Annotated in this window: 15 protein-coding genes; all 15 read right to left on the minus strand. The window is 41.4% G+C overall.

The features are described from left to right. Window positions 1-14: 14 nt before the first annotated feature. Genes KO534_RS15475 through KO534_RS15545 form a run of 15 tightly spaced genes read right to left on the minus strand, consistent with a single transcriptional unit; the run spans window position 15 to window position 15,711 of the window. A complete protein-coding gene (locus tag KO534_RS15475) occupies window positions 15-1,055 on the minus strand; it encodes an AgmX/PglI C-terminal domain-containing protein (RefSeq protein WP_215930610.1) in 1,041 nt (346 codons plus the stop codon). After that, a complete protein-coding gene (locus tag KO534_RS15480; protein ID WP_215930612.1) occupies window positions 1,052-1,618 on the minus strand; it encodes an ExbD/TolR family protein in 567 nt (188 codons plus the stop codon). Before KO534_RS15480 ends, KO534_RS15475 begins: the two co-directional genes overlap by 4 nt. Beyond that, a complete protein-coding gene (locus KO534_RS15485) occupies window positions 1,615-2,178 on the minus strand; it encodes an ExbD/TolR family protein (RefSeq protein WP_215930614.1) in 564 nt (187 codons plus the stop codon). The genes KO534_RS15480 and KO534_RS15485 overlap by 4 nt, the downstream gene beginning before the upstream one ends. Before the next feature lie 44 nt (window positions 2,179-2,222). Continuing rightward, window positions 2,223-2,894 carry a MotA/TolQ/ExbB proton channel family protein gene (locus tag KO534_RS15490; RefSeq protein WP_215930616.1) on the minus strand — a complete coding sequence of 224 codons (672 nt, stop codon included), beginning with the start codon at window positions 2,892-2,894 and terminating at the stop codon, window positions 2,223-2,225. A gap of 58 nt (window positions 2,895-2,952) precedes the next feature. Beyond that, a complete protein-coding gene (locus KO534_RS15495) occupies window positions 2,953-3,252 on the minus strand; it encodes a hypothetical protein (RefSeq protein WP_252732173.1) in 300 nt (99 codons plus the stop codon). After that, window positions 3,249-3,986 (minus strand): tetratricopeptide repeat protein, encoded by a 738-nt coding sequence (locus KO534_RS15500; protein WP_215930618.1) that lies wholly within the window; start codon window positions 3,984-3,986, stop codon window positions 3,249-3,251. The genes KO534_RS15495 and KO534_RS15500 overlap by 4 nt, the downstream gene beginning before the upstream one ends. Beyond that, complete coding sequence (locus KO534_RS15505) at window positions 3,973-6,975, minus strand: tetratricopeptide repeat protein (RefSeq protein ID WP_215930620.1); 3,003 nt, start codon at window positions 6,973-6,975, stop codon at window positions 3,973-3,975. Before KO534_RS15505 ends, KO534_RS15500 begins: the two co-directional genes overlap by 14 nt. Continuing rightward, window positions 6,972-9,029, minus strand: a complete 2,058-nt coding sequence (locus KO534_RS15510) for a tetratricopeptide repeat protein (RefSeq protein ID WP_215930622.1) — start codon at window positions 9,027-9,029, stop codon at window positions 6,972-6,974. The genes KO534_RS15505 and KO534_RS15510 overlap by 4 nt, the downstream gene beginning before the upstream one ends. A gap of 1 nt (window position 9,030) precedes the next feature. Further along, window positions 9,031-9,597 carry a hypothetical protein gene (locus KO534_RS15515; RefSeq protein WP_215930624.1) on the minus strand — a complete coding sequence of 189 codons (567 nt, stop codon included), beginning with the start codon at window positions 9,595-9,597 and terminating at the stop codon, window positions 9,031-9,033. 40 nt (window positions 9,598-9,637) lie between these two features. Beyond that, the gene (locus KO534_RS15520; RefSeq protein WP_354667946.1) at window positions 9,638-10,837 is read right to left on the minus strand and encodes a DUF3570 domain-containing protein; all 1,200 of its coding nucleotides are present in this window, start codon (window positions 10,835-10,837) and stop codon (window positions 9,638-9,640) included. Beyond that, window positions 10,824-11,063, minus strand: a complete 240-nt coding sequence (locus KO534_RS15525) for a DUF4266 domain-containing protein (RefSeq protein WP_215930626.1) — start codon at window positions 11,061-11,063, stop codon at window positions 10,824-10,826. Before KO534_RS15525 ends, KO534_RS15520 begins: the two co-directional genes overlap by 14 nt. Before the next feature lie 3 nt (window positions 11,064-11,066). Next, window positions 11,067-11,609 (minus strand): TlpA family protein disulfide reductase, encoded by a 543-nt coding sequence (locus KO534_RS15530; RefSeq protein WP_215930628.1) that lies wholly within the window; start codon window positions 11,607-11,609, stop codon window positions 11,067-11,069. Between the two features lie 30 nt (window positions 11,610-11,639). Beyond that, window positions 11,640-12,311 (minus strand): outer membrane beta-barrel domain-containing protein, encoded by a 672-nt coding sequence (locus tag KO534_RS15535; protein WP_215930630.1) that lies wholly within the window; start codon window positions 12,309-12,311, stop codon window positions 11,640-11,642. Further along, a complete protein-coding gene (locus KO534_RS15540) occupies window positions 12,281-13,057 on the minus strand; it encodes an SH3 domain-containing protein (protein WP_215930632.1) in 777 nt (258 codons plus the stop codon). Before KO534_RS15540 ends, KO534_RS15535 begins: the two co-directional genes overlap by 31 nt. Continuing rightward, window positions 13,057-15,711: a hypothetical protein gene (locus tag KO534_RS15545; RefSeq protein ID WP_252732174.1), complete on the minus strand. Its 2,655-nt coding sequence runs from the start codon at window positions 15,709-15,711 to the stop codon at window positions 13,057-13,059. Before KO534_RS15545 ends, KO534_RS15540 begins: the two co-directional genes overlap by 1 nt. Between the last annotated feature and the right edge of the window lie 393 nt (window positions 15,712-16,104).

Below are 16,104 nucleotides of genomic sequence, written 5' to 3' on the forward strand. Positions count from 1 at the left end.
CTTTAAAAATGCTTCTAGAAGGGCAAAAAATTAAATGAATAGTCGAGTATGGTTTGTGTCACGGCTTGCTCACCAAAATTAATTAAGCGTATTCTATTCATTAGTTTTTTCTCCACATCTAGCGAATCTAATTCACTGAAAACCAACTCCACTTTAGAAACTGAACCGTCTGGATCTATTTGTAATTTAACCGTTAACTTGCCTTGCAAACTTGGATCTGAGCGTAAAGCTTTACGATAAATTGCATAAATAGCCCCCTTATTTGCATCTAATACTTTACGAATTGACTGTGTTTCTCGACTGCCTAACACGCTATCCTCAGTCACAGTTTGTTTTGCAGCTAATGAAGCAAGCCCCTCATTGGGAGCCACATATTCTGTGTTCTTGCGACCGGCTAATTCGCCCCGAGAACCTATGTCAGTGGTTAATTTACTGGTGTCGACGCCACCACTGCTGCTTGCCACCTTTGCACCAATAAATTTGCGTTGAGTTTGATTACTGGCTCCGGCTCCTTTTATGGTGTCGGTATCAGCTAAGTTATTTAAACTTGAATTGTCGCGCATGCTTGCAAGGTCATCTTGAAACGCTAACAAGCCGGATTGTTTAGCTTTGGTTTTAGCCTTCTCAGTAATTTCCGCTTTTGTCGGCACTTTGACTTTCACGGGTTTAGGTGTCGCTTGTTTGGGTGGTTTTGGCGCTTCTGGTTTAGGCGGCACCACTTTTACTTTTTCGACTATTGGTTTTTCCGGCAAAGGTTGGGTGATTTCTGGTTTGGGTTTAGGAATAGGTTTAGGTGGTTCAACTTTTCTAGGCGTCATTAAACGTGTCAATTGTGCCGGGACTTTTTCTTTTTCAGCTCGAGGACGTTCCGGCAATTCTTGCCATTTCACTATCGCCGCAAAGGCCAAGGTAAAGCACAACACGACAGCGGTGATGCGTTTAAATCGTAGATTTTCTGTTTCACTGGAAGACCATGGCAATACGGTTATAAATGCACTGGGAGCCGGAATCTTGCTGACAGCAGTACTGACATTTATGCTGGCAATATTATTCATAGCGGTTGCCCTTGCATACTTGAGTTATCAGGCGGCGCGTTTTCGCGAAGTGAAGCAGCGGACTCTTGGCCTTCCACAGCTAAAGAGATGTTGCTAAAACCAGCTTGCGCGCAGGTCTGCATAATGCGTTTTAACAACACATAAGGAATGTTCTTGTCGCCCATAATGGTAATAGCGCGTTCCATATTCTCGCTATCGGCAGTTTTTCCACCGGTGCTCGCAGCGCGATTAACTTGATAGGCTAGTTCAGTAGCCAGAGCGGGGATGACATCTTCACTTTGATTTAGAATCTGTGTTACATCGGCTAATTTTTGTCCTTGAAGAATTAAATCATTATTGTTAACCATTAAAATCAAGGTTTCTTTAGCTGCTTGTTGTGCTGTCGATTCAGGTAATTCAACACTTTTACTATTGTGTAAAACCTGTACGTCGGATGCGTTAACCATTAAAAAAAACACCAAGATAGTAAAGATATCCATTAATGACACTAAGCTGAGCTTTGAATCTTTTGCCATGCGTTTATGGTGGCGAGCCATGCGTAGAGACCTAGCTGATTGTTTCATTTTAAGCCCCCAGCAGCGTCAGTGGAATCGGCATCGTTAACAACAATTGGCGCATCACCTAGCGAAATTTCAGGGAAAAGCTCTGCATCCACTACCGATGCAATTAACACATCTTGATAAGAACGTGTGGTATCCATAAGTGCAACTATGACTTGATATGGAGTATTTTCTTCTAACAATAACGTGGCTGCTTTTTTATCTATGTTTTTATTGATCAGAGTCTGTTTTATTCGCCTAAGCACTAACTGTAAAGCAGCATAATCATAACCATTTTCGGTAACTGCTATATTTTCAACTAAATAACCTTGTGGATAATAAACAGCAATACTGTTGGCCCTTACAATCAGCTCTAAGCGTTGCTCCTTTTCAGGTATCTCCGATTGACTTGCTTCACTGAGCTGAGGCAAAGCTAGCTCTAAAACGGTAATCCGCGAAAACACCATCATCATTAGCAGCACCGGCACCAGTACTATCATCAAATTCATAAAAGAAGTGATATCTAACTCAGCTTCTTTTTTGATTTTTCGACTACTTCGACCGAATTTTGTTCTAGTCGCCATATTTTATTCCTACGTCTAAACCTAGAATCATCTGTTACTTAAATTTACGGATTAGTGTCTGTAGAGCGGGAATGACTGCTTAAATCTTGGCGTGCAATTAGTGCGTTCAAACATTTCACCCCAGCCATTTCCATACTGTCGATTATTTCAGTGGTTTTAGTTTGCAGCACAGAATGAAACGCCAACAATGGGATAGCCGCAATCAAACCGAAAGCGGTAGTATTCATTGCCACTGAAATACTCTGCGACAACAAACTGGCCTTTTCGGAAGGGTCTGCGGTAGCCACAGCTGAAAATGCAGCAATCAAACCAATAATAGTGCCCAGCAATCCTAACAAAGTAGAGATATTGGCTAAGGTGGCTAAATAAGCAGTACGTCTTTCTAGCCTTGGCGTAGTTTCCATCAAGCCTTCTTCCATGGCGTACTCAATATCTTCGCGCCTTTGACTATGACTTAAACGCGCCATTCCCGCCCCGATGATCCTGCTAATAGGTGAAGTATCGGTACTCGCAAAACTTAATACACCCGTGTAGTCATGATTATTGAGTAGCGGCTCCATTTGTTTGAAGGCTTTCTTATTCACCCGTTTTGAAAAACTCAAAAACAAATAACGCTCAATAGCGATAGCTAACCCAATCGCCAAAACGATTGCTATGGGGAACATGAACGCCCCGCCTTCCTGAAAAAACCGAACTACTACTTCAAAAAAATTCATCACTGACTCCTACTATAAGTGCTATTCACTATATATTTTCGCCCCCAACCTAAAGGTATTAACCTTTAGGTTGGGGTATGCTTTTAATGTTTAAAATTTGAATTTGTCGCGTTAGTTCACCCCGTTGTAGTGGCATAAACTTTTTATTGATGCGTTCAATAATTTGACTAGGTAAAGCCTCTTTGGGTTTGGGCGATTGCCATGGGACTATGGTTAATACTTTTGGTTGCTCTTGGTTACCACGAATAGTCTCTTGCAGCTTAATCACTTCAGGTTCTTGTGCATCAACACTTTGAACCATAAACCCTACTAATAGTATTAGGCGCATAACATTTGTATAACCTTTTGACGGTTTCATAAGGTCGCTCCAGATTGTTCATTTTGTTCGGCGCGTTTTATCTGCCTTTGCAAATCAATTATCCAACCTTGCAATTGCCGTGATTCGTCTTTAGTTAACGCCTGATAAACTTCAAAATCAGCCAAGGCTAAAGTTTTTTCTCCTAAGTAGAGGTCGTATAATATGCCTCGATTAAAATAGGCGGTACTAAATGCAGGCCAACTTTTAAGCGCCAATTCATAGTGCCTTAGGGCCTCGTTAAACTGACCTTGTTGCCGCAATACTAAGGCTAATTCATTGTGAGCTTGATAGTTGAGTGGGTTAGCAGTTGTCGCTTTGTTTAGGTAGCTAGACATTGCGCCAAGCTTACCCTCGACGTTATCTTTGTTGAGTTCTCCGCTTATTAATGCCAGTTGCAACCATATGCCCGAATAATTTGGATGTTGTTCAGACAAGGCAATAAGTTGTTGTTGCGCTTGGATAAAGTGACCTTGCTGTTTTAGTGCTACAGCGGCTTGAAATTGCGTCAATACCCGAGCATCAATGTTATCGATACTTGACTGCTCTTTATATAAATTGACTTGTTGTTGCAAAGCATTAACCTTTGTTTGCAACGCTGTTAGCGGTTCAGATTCAGGCTCAGCTTGAGTGGTTTCGACCATTGACTCAGCTTGATTTTGCGGAGACAAACTACTGCAGCTACTCAATATGGCTCCCCCCAACAATACAAGTACCGCAACACTAGTAAATCTCATCAATAAACTCCGCGTTTCTTTCTTGTTTGTTGTAGCGCCCAGGGAGCAATTTTTGCAAGGCGCTAAAACTCTTTTGGACCCAAACATCGTAGCTACCTTGCCAGCTACGCTTGATGTTGGTTTCGTGAATATTGATGGCCTTTTCTTCAAATGGATAAGCCTGTTCCTCAAGCAATAACTCATATTGCTCCAACTCCAAGGAGTTAAGATTTTTAGGTTTACTGGAAGCCATTAGGTCTTTGGCAAGTTGATGATAAATATCAGCAATACTAAAATTAGCTAAGGTGCTGAACTCTTCAACTTTGTATCCCAAAGTTTTGTTGTAAGCCTCAAGGGCGGCATTTAACGCCGCTTTTTTCTTAGCTAAACTGGCTTTTAGAGGTTGAGTGAGTTTTATTTTTCTGAAGGCACGCAACTTGTCGTCAGCAAAAACACTTGAGGCCATTGCTGCTAAATAGCGAGTACGAGTATCTCTTTCAATATCGGTAGATTGTTGCGCTTGAATATCAGCTTGTATTAACTTTTTGAGCCAAAAACGACGTTTACTGTATTCATTACTTTCAAGGTAAAACTCACTCATAATAAACCGGGCTTGATTCGCTTCGGCGAAAGGGTGTGCATAACTATGAGCGTAAGTTCGATACGCATCCAAAGCTTGTTGTCTATTCCCTATTTTGTGCAAATACTGAGCGGCTACATACAGAGCTTGCCTACCTACTTCAGTTTGTGGTTTAGTTTTATGTAATAGCAACAATTCATCCGCTGCCAGCTGCCAGTTTTCATTTTGCTGATATGCCAATATTAGTTGTGACTGAATATTTTTGGTTAAATCGTTGTGAGGAAAACGTCGTCTAAAGTCGACAAATAAATCTATGCCTTGTTGCCATTGTTGCATCTGTAATAAATAACTGGCGGCATCGTATTGTGCACTGACACGAATGCTAGAGTTAGGTGTTTTGGCTATGACTCTTAAAAAATCATTCACCGCTAGAGGCAAATAATTGTTTTTTACATTCTGCTCTCCTTGCTTGTAAATACTCGCGGCTAATCGCTCGCGGATATCTGCAAGGCGGGGATCTTTATTTGGCAACATTTGAATGATTTTTTCGTAGCTACTTTCCCCTAATTCATATTGTTGTAGTGCAAATTGACTGTGTGCTATCACTAAATAACTGGCTAAACTTTTTTCAGAAGTAATATTAGGTTGCCGCTCCAACCACTTTTGTGCGGCATGTATCGCTGAATCATAACGCTTTAAACCAAAGAGTTGTTGCATGCTGTTATACAGGATATCCCTTGCTCTAGGATCGTCAGCAAACGTACTCACAAATTTTTCTTGAGCAATAAGCTGCTTATCTAACCAAGATTGGTCGCCTTGTGTTTGTAATTGTATTTTCTGATAAGCCAAAATAGCAGCGTAAGCCGCTTCAGCCGCTTTGGGATGAACATCACTTTGATGAGTACTTGGCTGCAAATGCTGGTAAGCATAGTCTTCAAATGCTTTGATTGATTCGCCATAATGCTGCGCTTCAAATAAAGCTTCTCCTAACCTGTAAGTTACTTCTGGAGTTTGCGGATCTTTGGGGAACGTCGATATAAACTCTTGGTACCATTGTGAAGCCCGCAATAAAGCTTGAGTGGACTGTGCTTGTAACTCTTGTGGTTTAGAGACTCCTTTTTTATTTGGGTTGACTGATTGTTTTTGACTCTTACTGGCTAACACCTGTCCAAGGCTATGCTCATATTGCGCCAACTCTTGGAGGTATTCGTTTAAAAAAGGTGCAACTTGTTCTTGCAAAACGAGGGGCCACTTAGGCCAGTATTCTCCAGAAATTCCATAGTGAGTTACAAATTGTTGTTTAGCAGGCAGCACTAAGCTTGGGAATTCTCCTAAGATATAAGAGTCAATTTGCTTCACTGCAAAAATTGGTGCCTGAAAATGCTCCCCATGAACTTCAGTAAAGGCTTTAAAGGTTTTAGCGCTATCGAGGTATCTATCTTGATTGAGATAATGTTGTGCTAATGCATCGTAGAGCACGTACTCATAGTGCCTACTTTTTACTCTCGCAAAATGTGCGGCAATACTGTCGGCTGGGGTCGAGTATTCGTTATCTTGATAAGAAAACAACAAACTCATAATACGGATCGTATCCTTGACCAAGCGTTTTTGTCCTACAGCTAAACTGTCGATTTGTTTTTGGCTGTCGACCTGAGACAACATGGACTGTGCCACAATTTCGTTAGGCAACTGATGATCAAGCAAAGTTGTAAAGGCTTTTAATGCGTCTGTTTGCTGTTCATTTTTGAAAAAACTCCATCCCAACATATAAGCTGCAGTAGCGTAATAAGGATTTTGCTCCCCTTGAATCAATACTTTATTGTATTCATGAATTGCCAATTCATAGTTAGCACGATTAAATGCCAACTCCCCGAGTCTAAAGTGAATTTCTGCAAGATATTCATTGTCAGGAAATTGTTGAAGTAATTGCTGTAATGTATTCAAGCTAGCTTGCATTTGCCCCTGTTGTTCATAGGCTTTGGCGAGTTGGTAAAAAACCTCTACATTGTCAGAATTGTGTGGATGTTGTTGCAACAAGTGCTGGTATTGTTCTATGGCAGCCTCAAACAATTTTTGAGGGTTTTGTTTAGGTTGTTCACCACCATCTAATGACGGCTCAATGGGTATTCCGTTTTCTTGTATTTGTTCCGCTAGTAAAACCTCTAAATCGGCCAATCTATATTGCACTATTTGTTTAGTTTGCGGATCACCCACCATTTCAAGCAATACTTTGTAAGCATCACGCATAGATTTTGTTTCAGGTTGTTCTAAAGGTGTGTGATCTAAGGGTAATGGTGCGAAATATAGGTCTGCAATTGTTTGATTGGCGGTAGGCTGCTGTTGTGGTGTATCTTTATCAGACAACGTTCCGCAACCGCACAAAAATAGCACCAGACCTAACAAACTCAAAGAATATAGTCCTAAGCTCATAATTGCTCCTCCTCAACAGAGGTCGCTTCATCTGTTTTAGTCGAGCTGTTGTTGTCTTTTTGTAAGGCCTGATCTCTCAATCTCACCATAGCCAATTGCGCTTGCAAAATATAATCAGCGATCTTTTGTTTATGCTCTTGTATCGCCCGTACAAAAGTATCTGACAATTGGCTAACTAGTACATTTTGTAACTGTGTACTTTTAGTGACTTCAGCACTGATACGTTGTGCCAGGCCGCTGACTCTTTGTCTTTGTTGAGTAAACTCTGGTTGCAATGCGAGTTGTTGTAATAGTTGCTGTTGACGTATTTGGGCTTTAGCAATTTCATCATCGAGTTGATTCAAGGCTTTTTGGGCTTGCCATAGATTAGCTGCATGGGCTTCACTCGTTTGCCAAGTTATTCTACCTGCTACACGTTTGACCCGTTTATGATAACTATCATCCAGAGGTTTCTGTCCTAGTTGTTGCTTTAGCTGAGCAATTTTTTCTATACTTTTTTGGGCTCTTCCCACTCTAAATAACCATTGTTGGCTTTGCTGATTCATCAAAATGTGGGCATTTTTCTGATCCTTTGCCGATGCCACTTGCTGTGCTAGCGCTTCACGCTGAGTTTGTAATTCAGTCAATTGTTCCAATGTACGGTTTTGTAACGTTTGTTGAGCTCGTTTAGACCGCTCTGCTTGCCTTTCGTTAAGCATCAAGTGATATTGCTGCATACGTTGTTGCCAATCGTACAATTGTTTTTGTATGCCTTTGTTATCTTCAAGTGCCGATAGCCCAGCCCTAAACTCGCGACTAACCGCAACAGAGTTAAACAGTTCTACGGTGTTAAATTGTCGGCCTTTGTCTATGAGGGATTGGCTTACAACATCAGTCTGTTCAGAACGACTTTTAGCATCGGGTAATAAACCCAAGATAAATAACTGTTGTTGTACCTGTTGCTCCGCATGATTAAGGTCGGTTAAAGCCTGTTCGAAGCGATTGATTCCTAATCGTAATACTTGCAGTGATTGCTGAGGAGCAAAGGCTTTTTCATAAGCATAGGCACTAGCTAAAAAGGCCTCCAAGGTGTATTCATTATTTTGTGGCAACAAAATCAGTCGTTGCCACACAGCTAAAGCCGATTGTAATTCATCCTTTTTAGCAGCAGCCCAGCCGTATCCAAGTAACGCAGCCTGAGTGTCTAAGCCTTGGGTGCGAATTTTTTGGAACACCCTAAAGGCTTCATGGGGTTCGTCGTTTTGCAACAGAGTATAACCTAGTGTTAAGTTTGCTCGGTCGCCAATAGCATCGCGCTCAGCAGTCAAATTGGGATCGCTATCATGATTAAATATTGGATCCGCCCACCCCATCCAGCGACGCACAAAACTGTTGTTGTTATTCACTAGGGCAGTTAATCGACTTATGGCCTGTTGTGTTTTACCCGCTTGCAATAGTCCTAAGGCTTGGTTGTATTGCACGTAGTGTCGATATATTGAATCTGAAGATAACTGCTCTAACCACTGTGTATTAGTACTGGTTGTTTCTTGATCTAACAAGAAATCGTGGAGTTGCGATTGCATGTAGAGCCAATTATCACGCACAGATACCTCAAAATGTGTGACTGCATCTTGTTGAGGTATGTTTTGTAAAGCTTGAGCTGCTGCTGCAAATTGATTTTTTTGATAATAGGTTTTACCTAACAATAACCAAGCAAAAGCGGTGATTTTGGGGGCGGTATTGTTTTGTAATAAACGTTGAAAAATGTCGGCTGCTTGGTTATCTAACCCGTAAGCTAAACTCATTCCCCCTTTGAGAAGCTCTGGCTCTACTTGATTAGCACTCAAAAACGATGGGAGCTGGGTCAAACCGTTGGGAAATTTTTGTTCTAAAATCGCCATTTGAGTTAAGGCGAGGCCAAAATTCCCCTGATAATATTCATACAAAACCTGTTGGTAGGCTTTTTGTAACTGTATAGGGCTAGGAGGATTAACAGCGCCGTTTAGTTGCCCACTAGCTTGATTACTGACTAGCAAAGCAACACAACAAATTAAGACGCCAATCCAGTTCAGCATATTATAATTCAACCGCCTCAAAAATAGGTTGCTGTTTTACGCTCGAATCAATAATGCTTATTTCCAAAGATTTGGCTTCAGCAGTCTTAGAGAAAGTGAGACTAGTAGCACGTTTATATTCTCTATCTTGTGGCCCTTTGCCGATAAAAAAAGCACTAAGTTGATGTTCGCCTTGAGCCAAATTATCGATATGTAATTTTTGCACACCACCTTTAAACAAAGCTTGAATTTGTTTTTCGGTATATAGATGATAACTCACCACTTTGTCGTCAATTCGCAATTCAACTGCATCTAAGTTGAAATAAGTGCCCACGTCCATCGAAAGATACACAACCACTTGAGTACTTGATGGGAACAATAAATCCTCTTCTAAAACGAATAAATCTCGATTTAAGGCAACCACTTCCTTTTTTAATTGCTGCAGTTGTTGTGCTATGACGCTTTGATCTGCCGCCTTATTCTGTTGCGCATTGAGCTGCAAACTGAAAACCAAAAGCAAGATAACGAGTAGCAAAGACAAGCTATCAAAAAGTGTAGATTTTGCTAACTGTGGATAATTAAGTTTCATAGTATTGGGTTTCCTATAACCTGCGCATAATCAAGGTTCATTAGTAAAATATGGACAGGTACAAACGGGTAATATTGGCAGAAAACTGATAAAGCGGCTCAGTTCCAACCGGGACAACTTCGGTTGATGCGTTGCTTAATACGTTTCTAAAATCATCATAATCAAAATTCACGTGCTCAAAATCTAGATTCAGGGTGCTTTTTTTCAATAAACTGTCAGTTGAAAATTGAAATTCATAACTCACACTCAAACCAAGGGATAAATTGTTGAAAGTGCTCATTTCTTTGTCCCGAGCACGAAAGTTAAATTCAGCGCTGCGCGTATATAAGTCTTGATAAAAGTCTGCTTTGTCTTGTTGGTAATGGCGTGCTCTTAACTCCACAATCCAGTCATCACCAAAGGTATGAATGTAACCCAATTTATAGGTATTGGCTTGAATACCCCACGAGTCTGAAAAGATTTTGGCTTCGCCATATACAGAGGCTCTATAGGGCAAGTAGTAATTAGCTGTAATTGCTGCCGCATTGCTTTTGCGAGTATTAGGATAGAGTTCTGATTCAAAACTATATCCACGCTCGGTATTTGGATCCAAAAATCGCACTGAACGATAAGGATTATTCAAAAATCCTTGGTCAGATATATTTTCGACACTTAGCCCTAGTATCATATTTTTGGTAATAACCTGAGTGATCCCGATTTGATAATTGTGTCGCTCAGCTAATTCTAGAAAACTATCGTCTCCAGTTTTACCCACTTCATCATTTCCTTTGGAATATCCTAAGGTTAAAGTGGTGAGGTCGCCAAAAAAGTCTTGGCTAACACCAAGATGAAACGATTCGGCTTCAAAATCATTTTCTGAACTAGATGTGTAGTTCACACTCATCAGAGTTTTATTATGAAGAAAATCAACACCTACACTATTTTCGGTGCGTTCTTCTGAATAGGGGCTAGCCGTTGCTAACACGTCAATGGAGGCTCCAGAAATCGTATCAACATAATAGTTGGCAGAAACAGAAACCTTGTTTCCAATTTTTTTGCGCAACAATATTGAAGGTCCATCGATTGAAATTCCTCCTCCTTCATAGGAATGATACATAGCGTCAGAACGGTCTTGTGGCAACACTGCGGCACTAGCTTGCCAAACGAATAGTCCCAATATGATACAAGCGAAAACTAATCGAATAATTAATCTTCGCACCGTACCTTGAGGGCTTTTCATTTTTTGTCTAATTACAGCCACATCCGCCCCCAGCTCCACCCTCGGCGCCTCTAGCTCCTTCTCGTGCTTGATAAACATGATTGGTATAAGACGAGGAAACAGGATTACGATTCATACTCATAATGGGATCTGCGAGGTTATCGCGCTCATAGGGTTTTACCCAGGGCTCGAAAGTGCTACTGCAACCACTTGTTAAGCCTAAAACAACAAGTATCCAGTTATATCGCTGTAATTTACTGACTGTCATTAGTTACTCCCGAAGTAATGCTTTAACAGCTTGTTGATATTTGACTTCGTCGCCACTTTTGTAACCTTTATGCAATAAACGTTGATTGCCGTCGCGGTCGACGATCACTGTAGTTGGCATAGCTTGGACATCATATAATTTGCTAACTTGGTCATTTACATCAAATAACACCGGAAAAGAAACCCTAATATCTTTTAGCAAATTCTCTGCTTTGGAAGGGTCTTCGTCTACATTGACAGCGAATATAGTAAAACCCAAATCCGCATATTGTTGCTGTAACTCTTCTAGGTATGGCAGTTCTTCACGACACGGAGCACACCAAGATGCCCAAAAATTAATTAAGACTACGTTTCCAAGCTGTTCTTGCAAACGCAGGTTACCGTGGTGTTTACTTGCCAAAGTAAAGTCTGCTGCTGCGACTTTTGCATCTGCTGCAAAAAGATTAAAATTGGTGAACAACAAACTGAAATACAGCAATACCTGCCCCAAATAACCACGCACTTTCACATGGCTGGATGCATGAATTTCTTTAACTGATGACTGCATAAATTAACCTCTTAATACGTAAATAGCGGTCTAAAAAAAGAATGTGGCGCCTAGGCCATATTCAATATTATGAGTGGTTTTTTCTTCACCAATTAACTCTGAGTTAAACAAGTGGTCTTTCAAATTTACGTGTAACGCGAAATAATCAGTCAACAATAATCGGTAACCTGCACCTAAGCTTAGAGTAAACCTTTCATCGCCTCCAAATTCAGTGCTGCCGGCGCCAACTGTGAAATATGTGGCGGAATTAAACACCAATCGGTCCGTAAAAAAGGTTTCGCCATTGAGGTTGTAACCTAAAGACAGGTTGTAATAACGATAATTGCGTTCATCATCGGTTAAAAACGGAGCCCCGCCGCTCAATACTTCAAAACTGGTTTCACCTGCATCAGCTTGTCCATAGGTCGCTTCCACAAAAAAATTTTCATTAACGTGATAAGCGGCGCGAACCCCTAACACCATGCTAGACGAAAAATCTTCTACACTTAGCACGCCTACTAGGACACCAAACTCAAAATTTTCAGAATCTATGTTAGCTTCGTTGATATCCCTGCGTTCAACGGTTGGCTCGATAACACTTTGTTGCGTTTTATTTGGCGCTTCTTGTCCCGATCCTCGTTGTGTCTGTTGTTCTGCAAACAACGAAAAACTCATTATAGTGATCGATAACGCTAGAAAAAAACTGCGAATCCCAATGTCCATTGTTCTAATTCCTCGTTTTCATCTCTATTGGTTAGCGCCTGAAGGTGTTGATATTCAAGCTTAAGTATAAAATTTTGGGCCACGTAATAACGAAGTCCTAATCCTGCAGCCAATAAGTCACTAGTGCGAGTTTCATCGCCGCTTTGCACTAGGTTGGCTCTAGGTTTAGTTCGAATTTTCCCGGCACCTAGTGTCACATAAGGTGATAACAACCAATCTGGAAAAGTCGTATGCTGAACCCGAACTAAGAATAATTGGTTTTCAGATAAATCGCCTAAAGCTTGAGTTAAGGTGATTCCTGCCATGAGGTTTTCAGTTGCCACCCAATCAGCAAATACTGTCATTGATGGCACACCTTCAAAGGACCCACCCAAGGCGCCAAATTCGAAATTTCGCTGCGAAAATGAGTCGAATGACCCATCAGCTAAACTAACAGGATCACCACTAATGCTTACGGTTTTATGCAACGTATCTTGTTTTATCCAGCCTTGTACACCCTTATTAGTTTCGACTTTGAACCAATTAGTTCTGCGCTTTAATACGGTTATCCATTCGTTTTTTGCCGCCACATGAATAACAGGAAAGCCACCAGCTGGGCCCGAATGCATTTCGATAAAAGGCTCAATAACTTGCACTTGCGCTTCACCTTCAGCTAAAACCTGAAAGCTGATGAAAACTAAAAAACCAACGACTAGGGCTCCTAGACTGTTAACTTCGAAAAGCCCTTGCTTGCCACTAAGTAACATCAGTTAAGGGGGGCCACAAAAGGATTATTGTAATATTGCGCGCCAATATCTAACCATTCAGCTAACAATCTTAACTCAGCCGCAGATAGCCACCCTTCATGGCTACCACCAGAATTAAAAGGGGTAAAAAATAGTTGGCTAGAACGGGCACCATTAACTGACATAACATTTCTTACGTTTACCGTTTCTGTTACAGGGATCCCATTTCCTTCAGCATCTAGTATTAGTTCACCTTCTTCATCAAGTTCAAACACTGTATTACCTTCGTCATCAGTAACTATCACTAACCGGTCTTGTAGCACCCCTGCACGTAACTCTTGTTCATTATCTGAGAACATTAACTCTCGAAAACTAGTTAAGAAATCTGGGTTATCAGTTGATGCAGTCGCCCTCAGATCTAACTGAGCAGCGGGTATTTGTGCTATACCATCGTCACCTTGAGGCGTGTGACAATTCAAACAACTGTGGTCTTCGAGTATGGTGACACCGTCTTCAGCCAACACTTTTCTATCTAGTGATAATATTGGTTGAATATGCTCTGGAAAATGAATCTGAATTCGGCACAAACTTGTCCAGTTAAGGGCGCAAGAAGCGGTAATCGGCAAAGGGGTTTGTAAATCAGCATAGCGATAATAAAAGCTGTTTGCAGGGGATTGCATCGCAGAATCTGTCCAAATATCTTCAAAGTTGATATCAGCTGAAGGATAGTGGATACCGTTAATTCTGCCTGATGTTTGCGCCATGGTATCGCCTAAATCGGCAAACAATGCTGGATTAGTATTGACAAAAGGGCTACCTGTACTGATAGCGCCAAGATTAATGCTATCTGCTTCCGCGTCAGACCGACCATGGGGTGCCAGACTATCGTCGCTATGACAGCCATTGCAAGTACGCACTTCACCAGGGGCAAACTGCAACCAGTTTTGATGCCTGTCACTTACTCGTTTGCCGTTTGCATCAAGTAAGCTAAAGGCTAATGGAACATTTGCAGGTACGTCAAATAACACTGAGCCATCGGGCTCTACTGGCACGTAACCAATGATTTCCCGCATTAATTGATTGCGGCTACGTCCAAATGCAGAATTATCAAAGTTTCGCACTGCTCTAGTCGGAATAGATACGGCCTTGACTACCCGCAGAAATCGCACGGGCCTATCTGCTACTGGTGTTTGTGTTGGATCCGCCAATATAGCGATACCTTGTTCTGTGACATCTTCACCAGCAAAATCATAGACACTTTTGATATGTACGCGCCCTAAGTTGCTGTTAGCTAGGTCTTGATTAAAAACGGCTGCTTGTTGTGGGTCGGTTGGAAAGGCGCGAGCTTGCATGGCCACTACTTCGGTATAAAACTGGTCTTCTTCTGGCACATTAATCACTAGCTGCGTATTTTCTAGGGGATCATACATCCACAATCCAAATAACTTAGGTGCAGCTTGCACCTGTGGATCAGCTATCAATTCAGGATCACAAGGTAAAACAGTCCGGGGATCACCCTCATTCAAATCTTGCTGCGGGTCGTATACTCGGCATTGACTCCAACTAAACAACATTCTTTGACTACCGTCCCAAAGTGGATAAACAGCAGAGAAAATACCTCCAGGTGAAAGACTACCGTCTATCACGATATTATCAAATATAGCCGGCTGTTGTGCGGGCCCAGTTAGTCCGCTCTGTGAAGCAACTGGCATAAGGTTATCGATATAGTTGAGGATATCAATATTGACATATTCCCCTCCCCAGCTATCGCTAACTATAGGTCTTAGAGCCACTAATAGTTGACCACTAGGTTGATCAGACAGCTGCGTAAATTGCAACGCTTCATCACTGAGTTCAGTGTTATGACTATGATGACCATATACCAGTTCTAATTGACTGCCATCAGGGTTTATTTGATAAATACTAATACTGTTATTGTTTGCCACATTGTCCCAGCGACTAAATAAAATTTTGCCGGAGCTGAGCACCATAGGATCGAGATCGTGACTTTGATTGAAAGAAATCTGTTGGATATTACTACCGTTACCGTCCATTACATGTAACACCGAGGCGATGTTGTTGAGGTTTTCATCTAATGCTTGATACTGTGGTTTTCCTTCATCCAACAACAGCGCCTGATTGGCCTGTTGCCTAGTAGAACTAAACACAATCCGACCATCTGGCAAATAAGTAGGAGCAGTGTCTTGGCCAAACTCTGCTTCTAGGTCAGATGTAATGACACGATTCAAAGAGTCTGTGGTGATCTCATATTCCCAAATATTCCAAGTTGGCTGTTCGTCATCATCGGCGTCTTCAATTTCTGGCGCACGCATAGCAAACAGTAAACGTGTGCCATCATAAGACACAAACAAATCTTTGATATCGTACCCAGATAAAGGGGATGTTTCTGTGGCGTCTAAAATTTCCTGTTCAGAATAAAAAGCTCTGTCACTAAGGTTTGTTTCGAGGGCATTAACCGAGGCTCTTGGTTTAATAAACAACTGCGCCCCAGGCAAAAAATCATTCGGCGAGCGCAGATCTTCAGAGGCTAAAAGCATATCTTCATTAAACGGTGCAGGCCTTTTAATATAGGCAATCGGGACATCTACCACTACCGGGTCGGGCTCTTGCTCTGAGGTTAATATTTGATCGCCCCCGCATCCAATTAGTGTCATGCATAACAAATACATAACGAATAGCGTCCGCTTTAAATGCTTAAATGGTGATCGTCGCAGATGCTTCAAGGTATTTTCGCTATGGTTAATATTAGGCCAATAGAATATCAGCTTCTGTTTTACCCAAAAACTGTCTACAGGCAGCAACCTTTTGCCTGTAAATATGCCTTAGATACTTGCACTAACGGCATTGGGCAACAATTTGTGTTTCTATTATTAGGAATGGTTTTCAATACCTTCCCCCTAAACTCGCGTAATCAATGCCTTTTTAGTCTAGTCGCTATCCAAAATAATTTTAGGTGTAATTGAGTTAAGTATAGGTGTATGAAATTAACGACACCAATGATGACATCGACGTGACAACCTAACTCTTTGATAACTATAAATTTAACC

This window comes from Paraglaciecola arctica (assembly GCF_018861065.1).
Taxonomy (GTDB): Bacteria; Pseudomonadota; Gammaproteobacteria; order Enterobacterales; family Alteromonadaceae; genus Paraglaciecola; species Paraglaciecola arctica_B.

Bases quoted from the DNA above. Each gene is read 5' to 3' on its own strand.
- KO534_RS15515 (WP_215930624.1), bottom strand. From the start codon at position 9,597: ATGAAACTTAATTATCCACAGTTAGCAAAATCTACACTTTTTGATAGC.
- KO534_RS15510 (WP_215930622.1), bottom strand. From the start codon at position 9,029: ATGCTGAACTGGATTGGCGTCTTAATTTGTTGTGTTGCTTTGCTAGTC.
- KO534_RS15535 (WP_215930630.1), bottom strand. From the start codon at position 12,311: ATGGACATTGGGATTCGCAGTTTTTTTCTAGCGTTATCGATCACTATA.
- KO534_RS15505 (WP_215930620.1), bottom strand. From the start codon at position 6,975: ATGAGCTTAGGACTATATTCTTTGAGTTTGTTAGGTCTGGTGCTATTT.
- KO534_RS15545 (WP_252732174.1), bottom strand. From the start codon at position 15,711: ATGACACTAATTGGATGCGGGGGCGATCAAATATTAACCTCAGAGCAA.
- KO534_RS15500 (WP_215930618.1), bottom strand. From the start codon at position 3,986: ATGAGATTTACTAGTGTTGCGGTACTTGTATTGTTGGGGGGAGCCATA.
- KO534_RS15485 (WP_215930614.1), bottom strand. From the start codon at position 2,178: ATGGCGACTAGAACAAAATTCGGTCGAAGTAGTCGAAAAATCAAAAAA.
- KO534_RS15540 (WP_215930632.1), bottom strand. From the start codon at position 13,057: ATGTTACTTAGTGGCAAGCAAGGGCTTTTCGAAGTTAACAGTCTAGGA.
- KO534_RS15530 (WP_215930628.1), bottom strand. From the start codon at position 11,609: ATGCAGTCATCAGTTAAAGAAATTCATGCATCCAGCCATGTGAAAGTG.
- KO534_RS15490 (WP_215930616.1), bottom strand. From the start codon at position 2,894: ATGAATTTTTTTGAAGTAGTAGTTCGGTTTTTTCAGGAAGGCGGGGCG.
- KO534_RS15525 (WP_215930626.1), bottom strand. From the start codon at position 11,063: ATGACAGTCAGTAAATTACAGCGATATAACTGGATACTTGTTGTTTTA.
- KO534_RS15480 (WP_215930612.1), bottom strand. From the start codon at position 1,618: ATGAAACAATCAGCTAGGTCTCTACGCATGGCTCGCCACCATAAACGC.
- KO534_RS15495 (WP_252732173.1), bottom strand. From the start codon at position 3,252: ATGAAACCGTCAAAAGGTTATACAAATGTTATGCGCCTAATACTATTA.
- KO534_RS15475 (WP_215930610.1), bottom strand. From the start codon at position 1,055: ATGAATAATATTGCCAGCATAAATGTCAGTACTGCTGTCAGCAAGATT.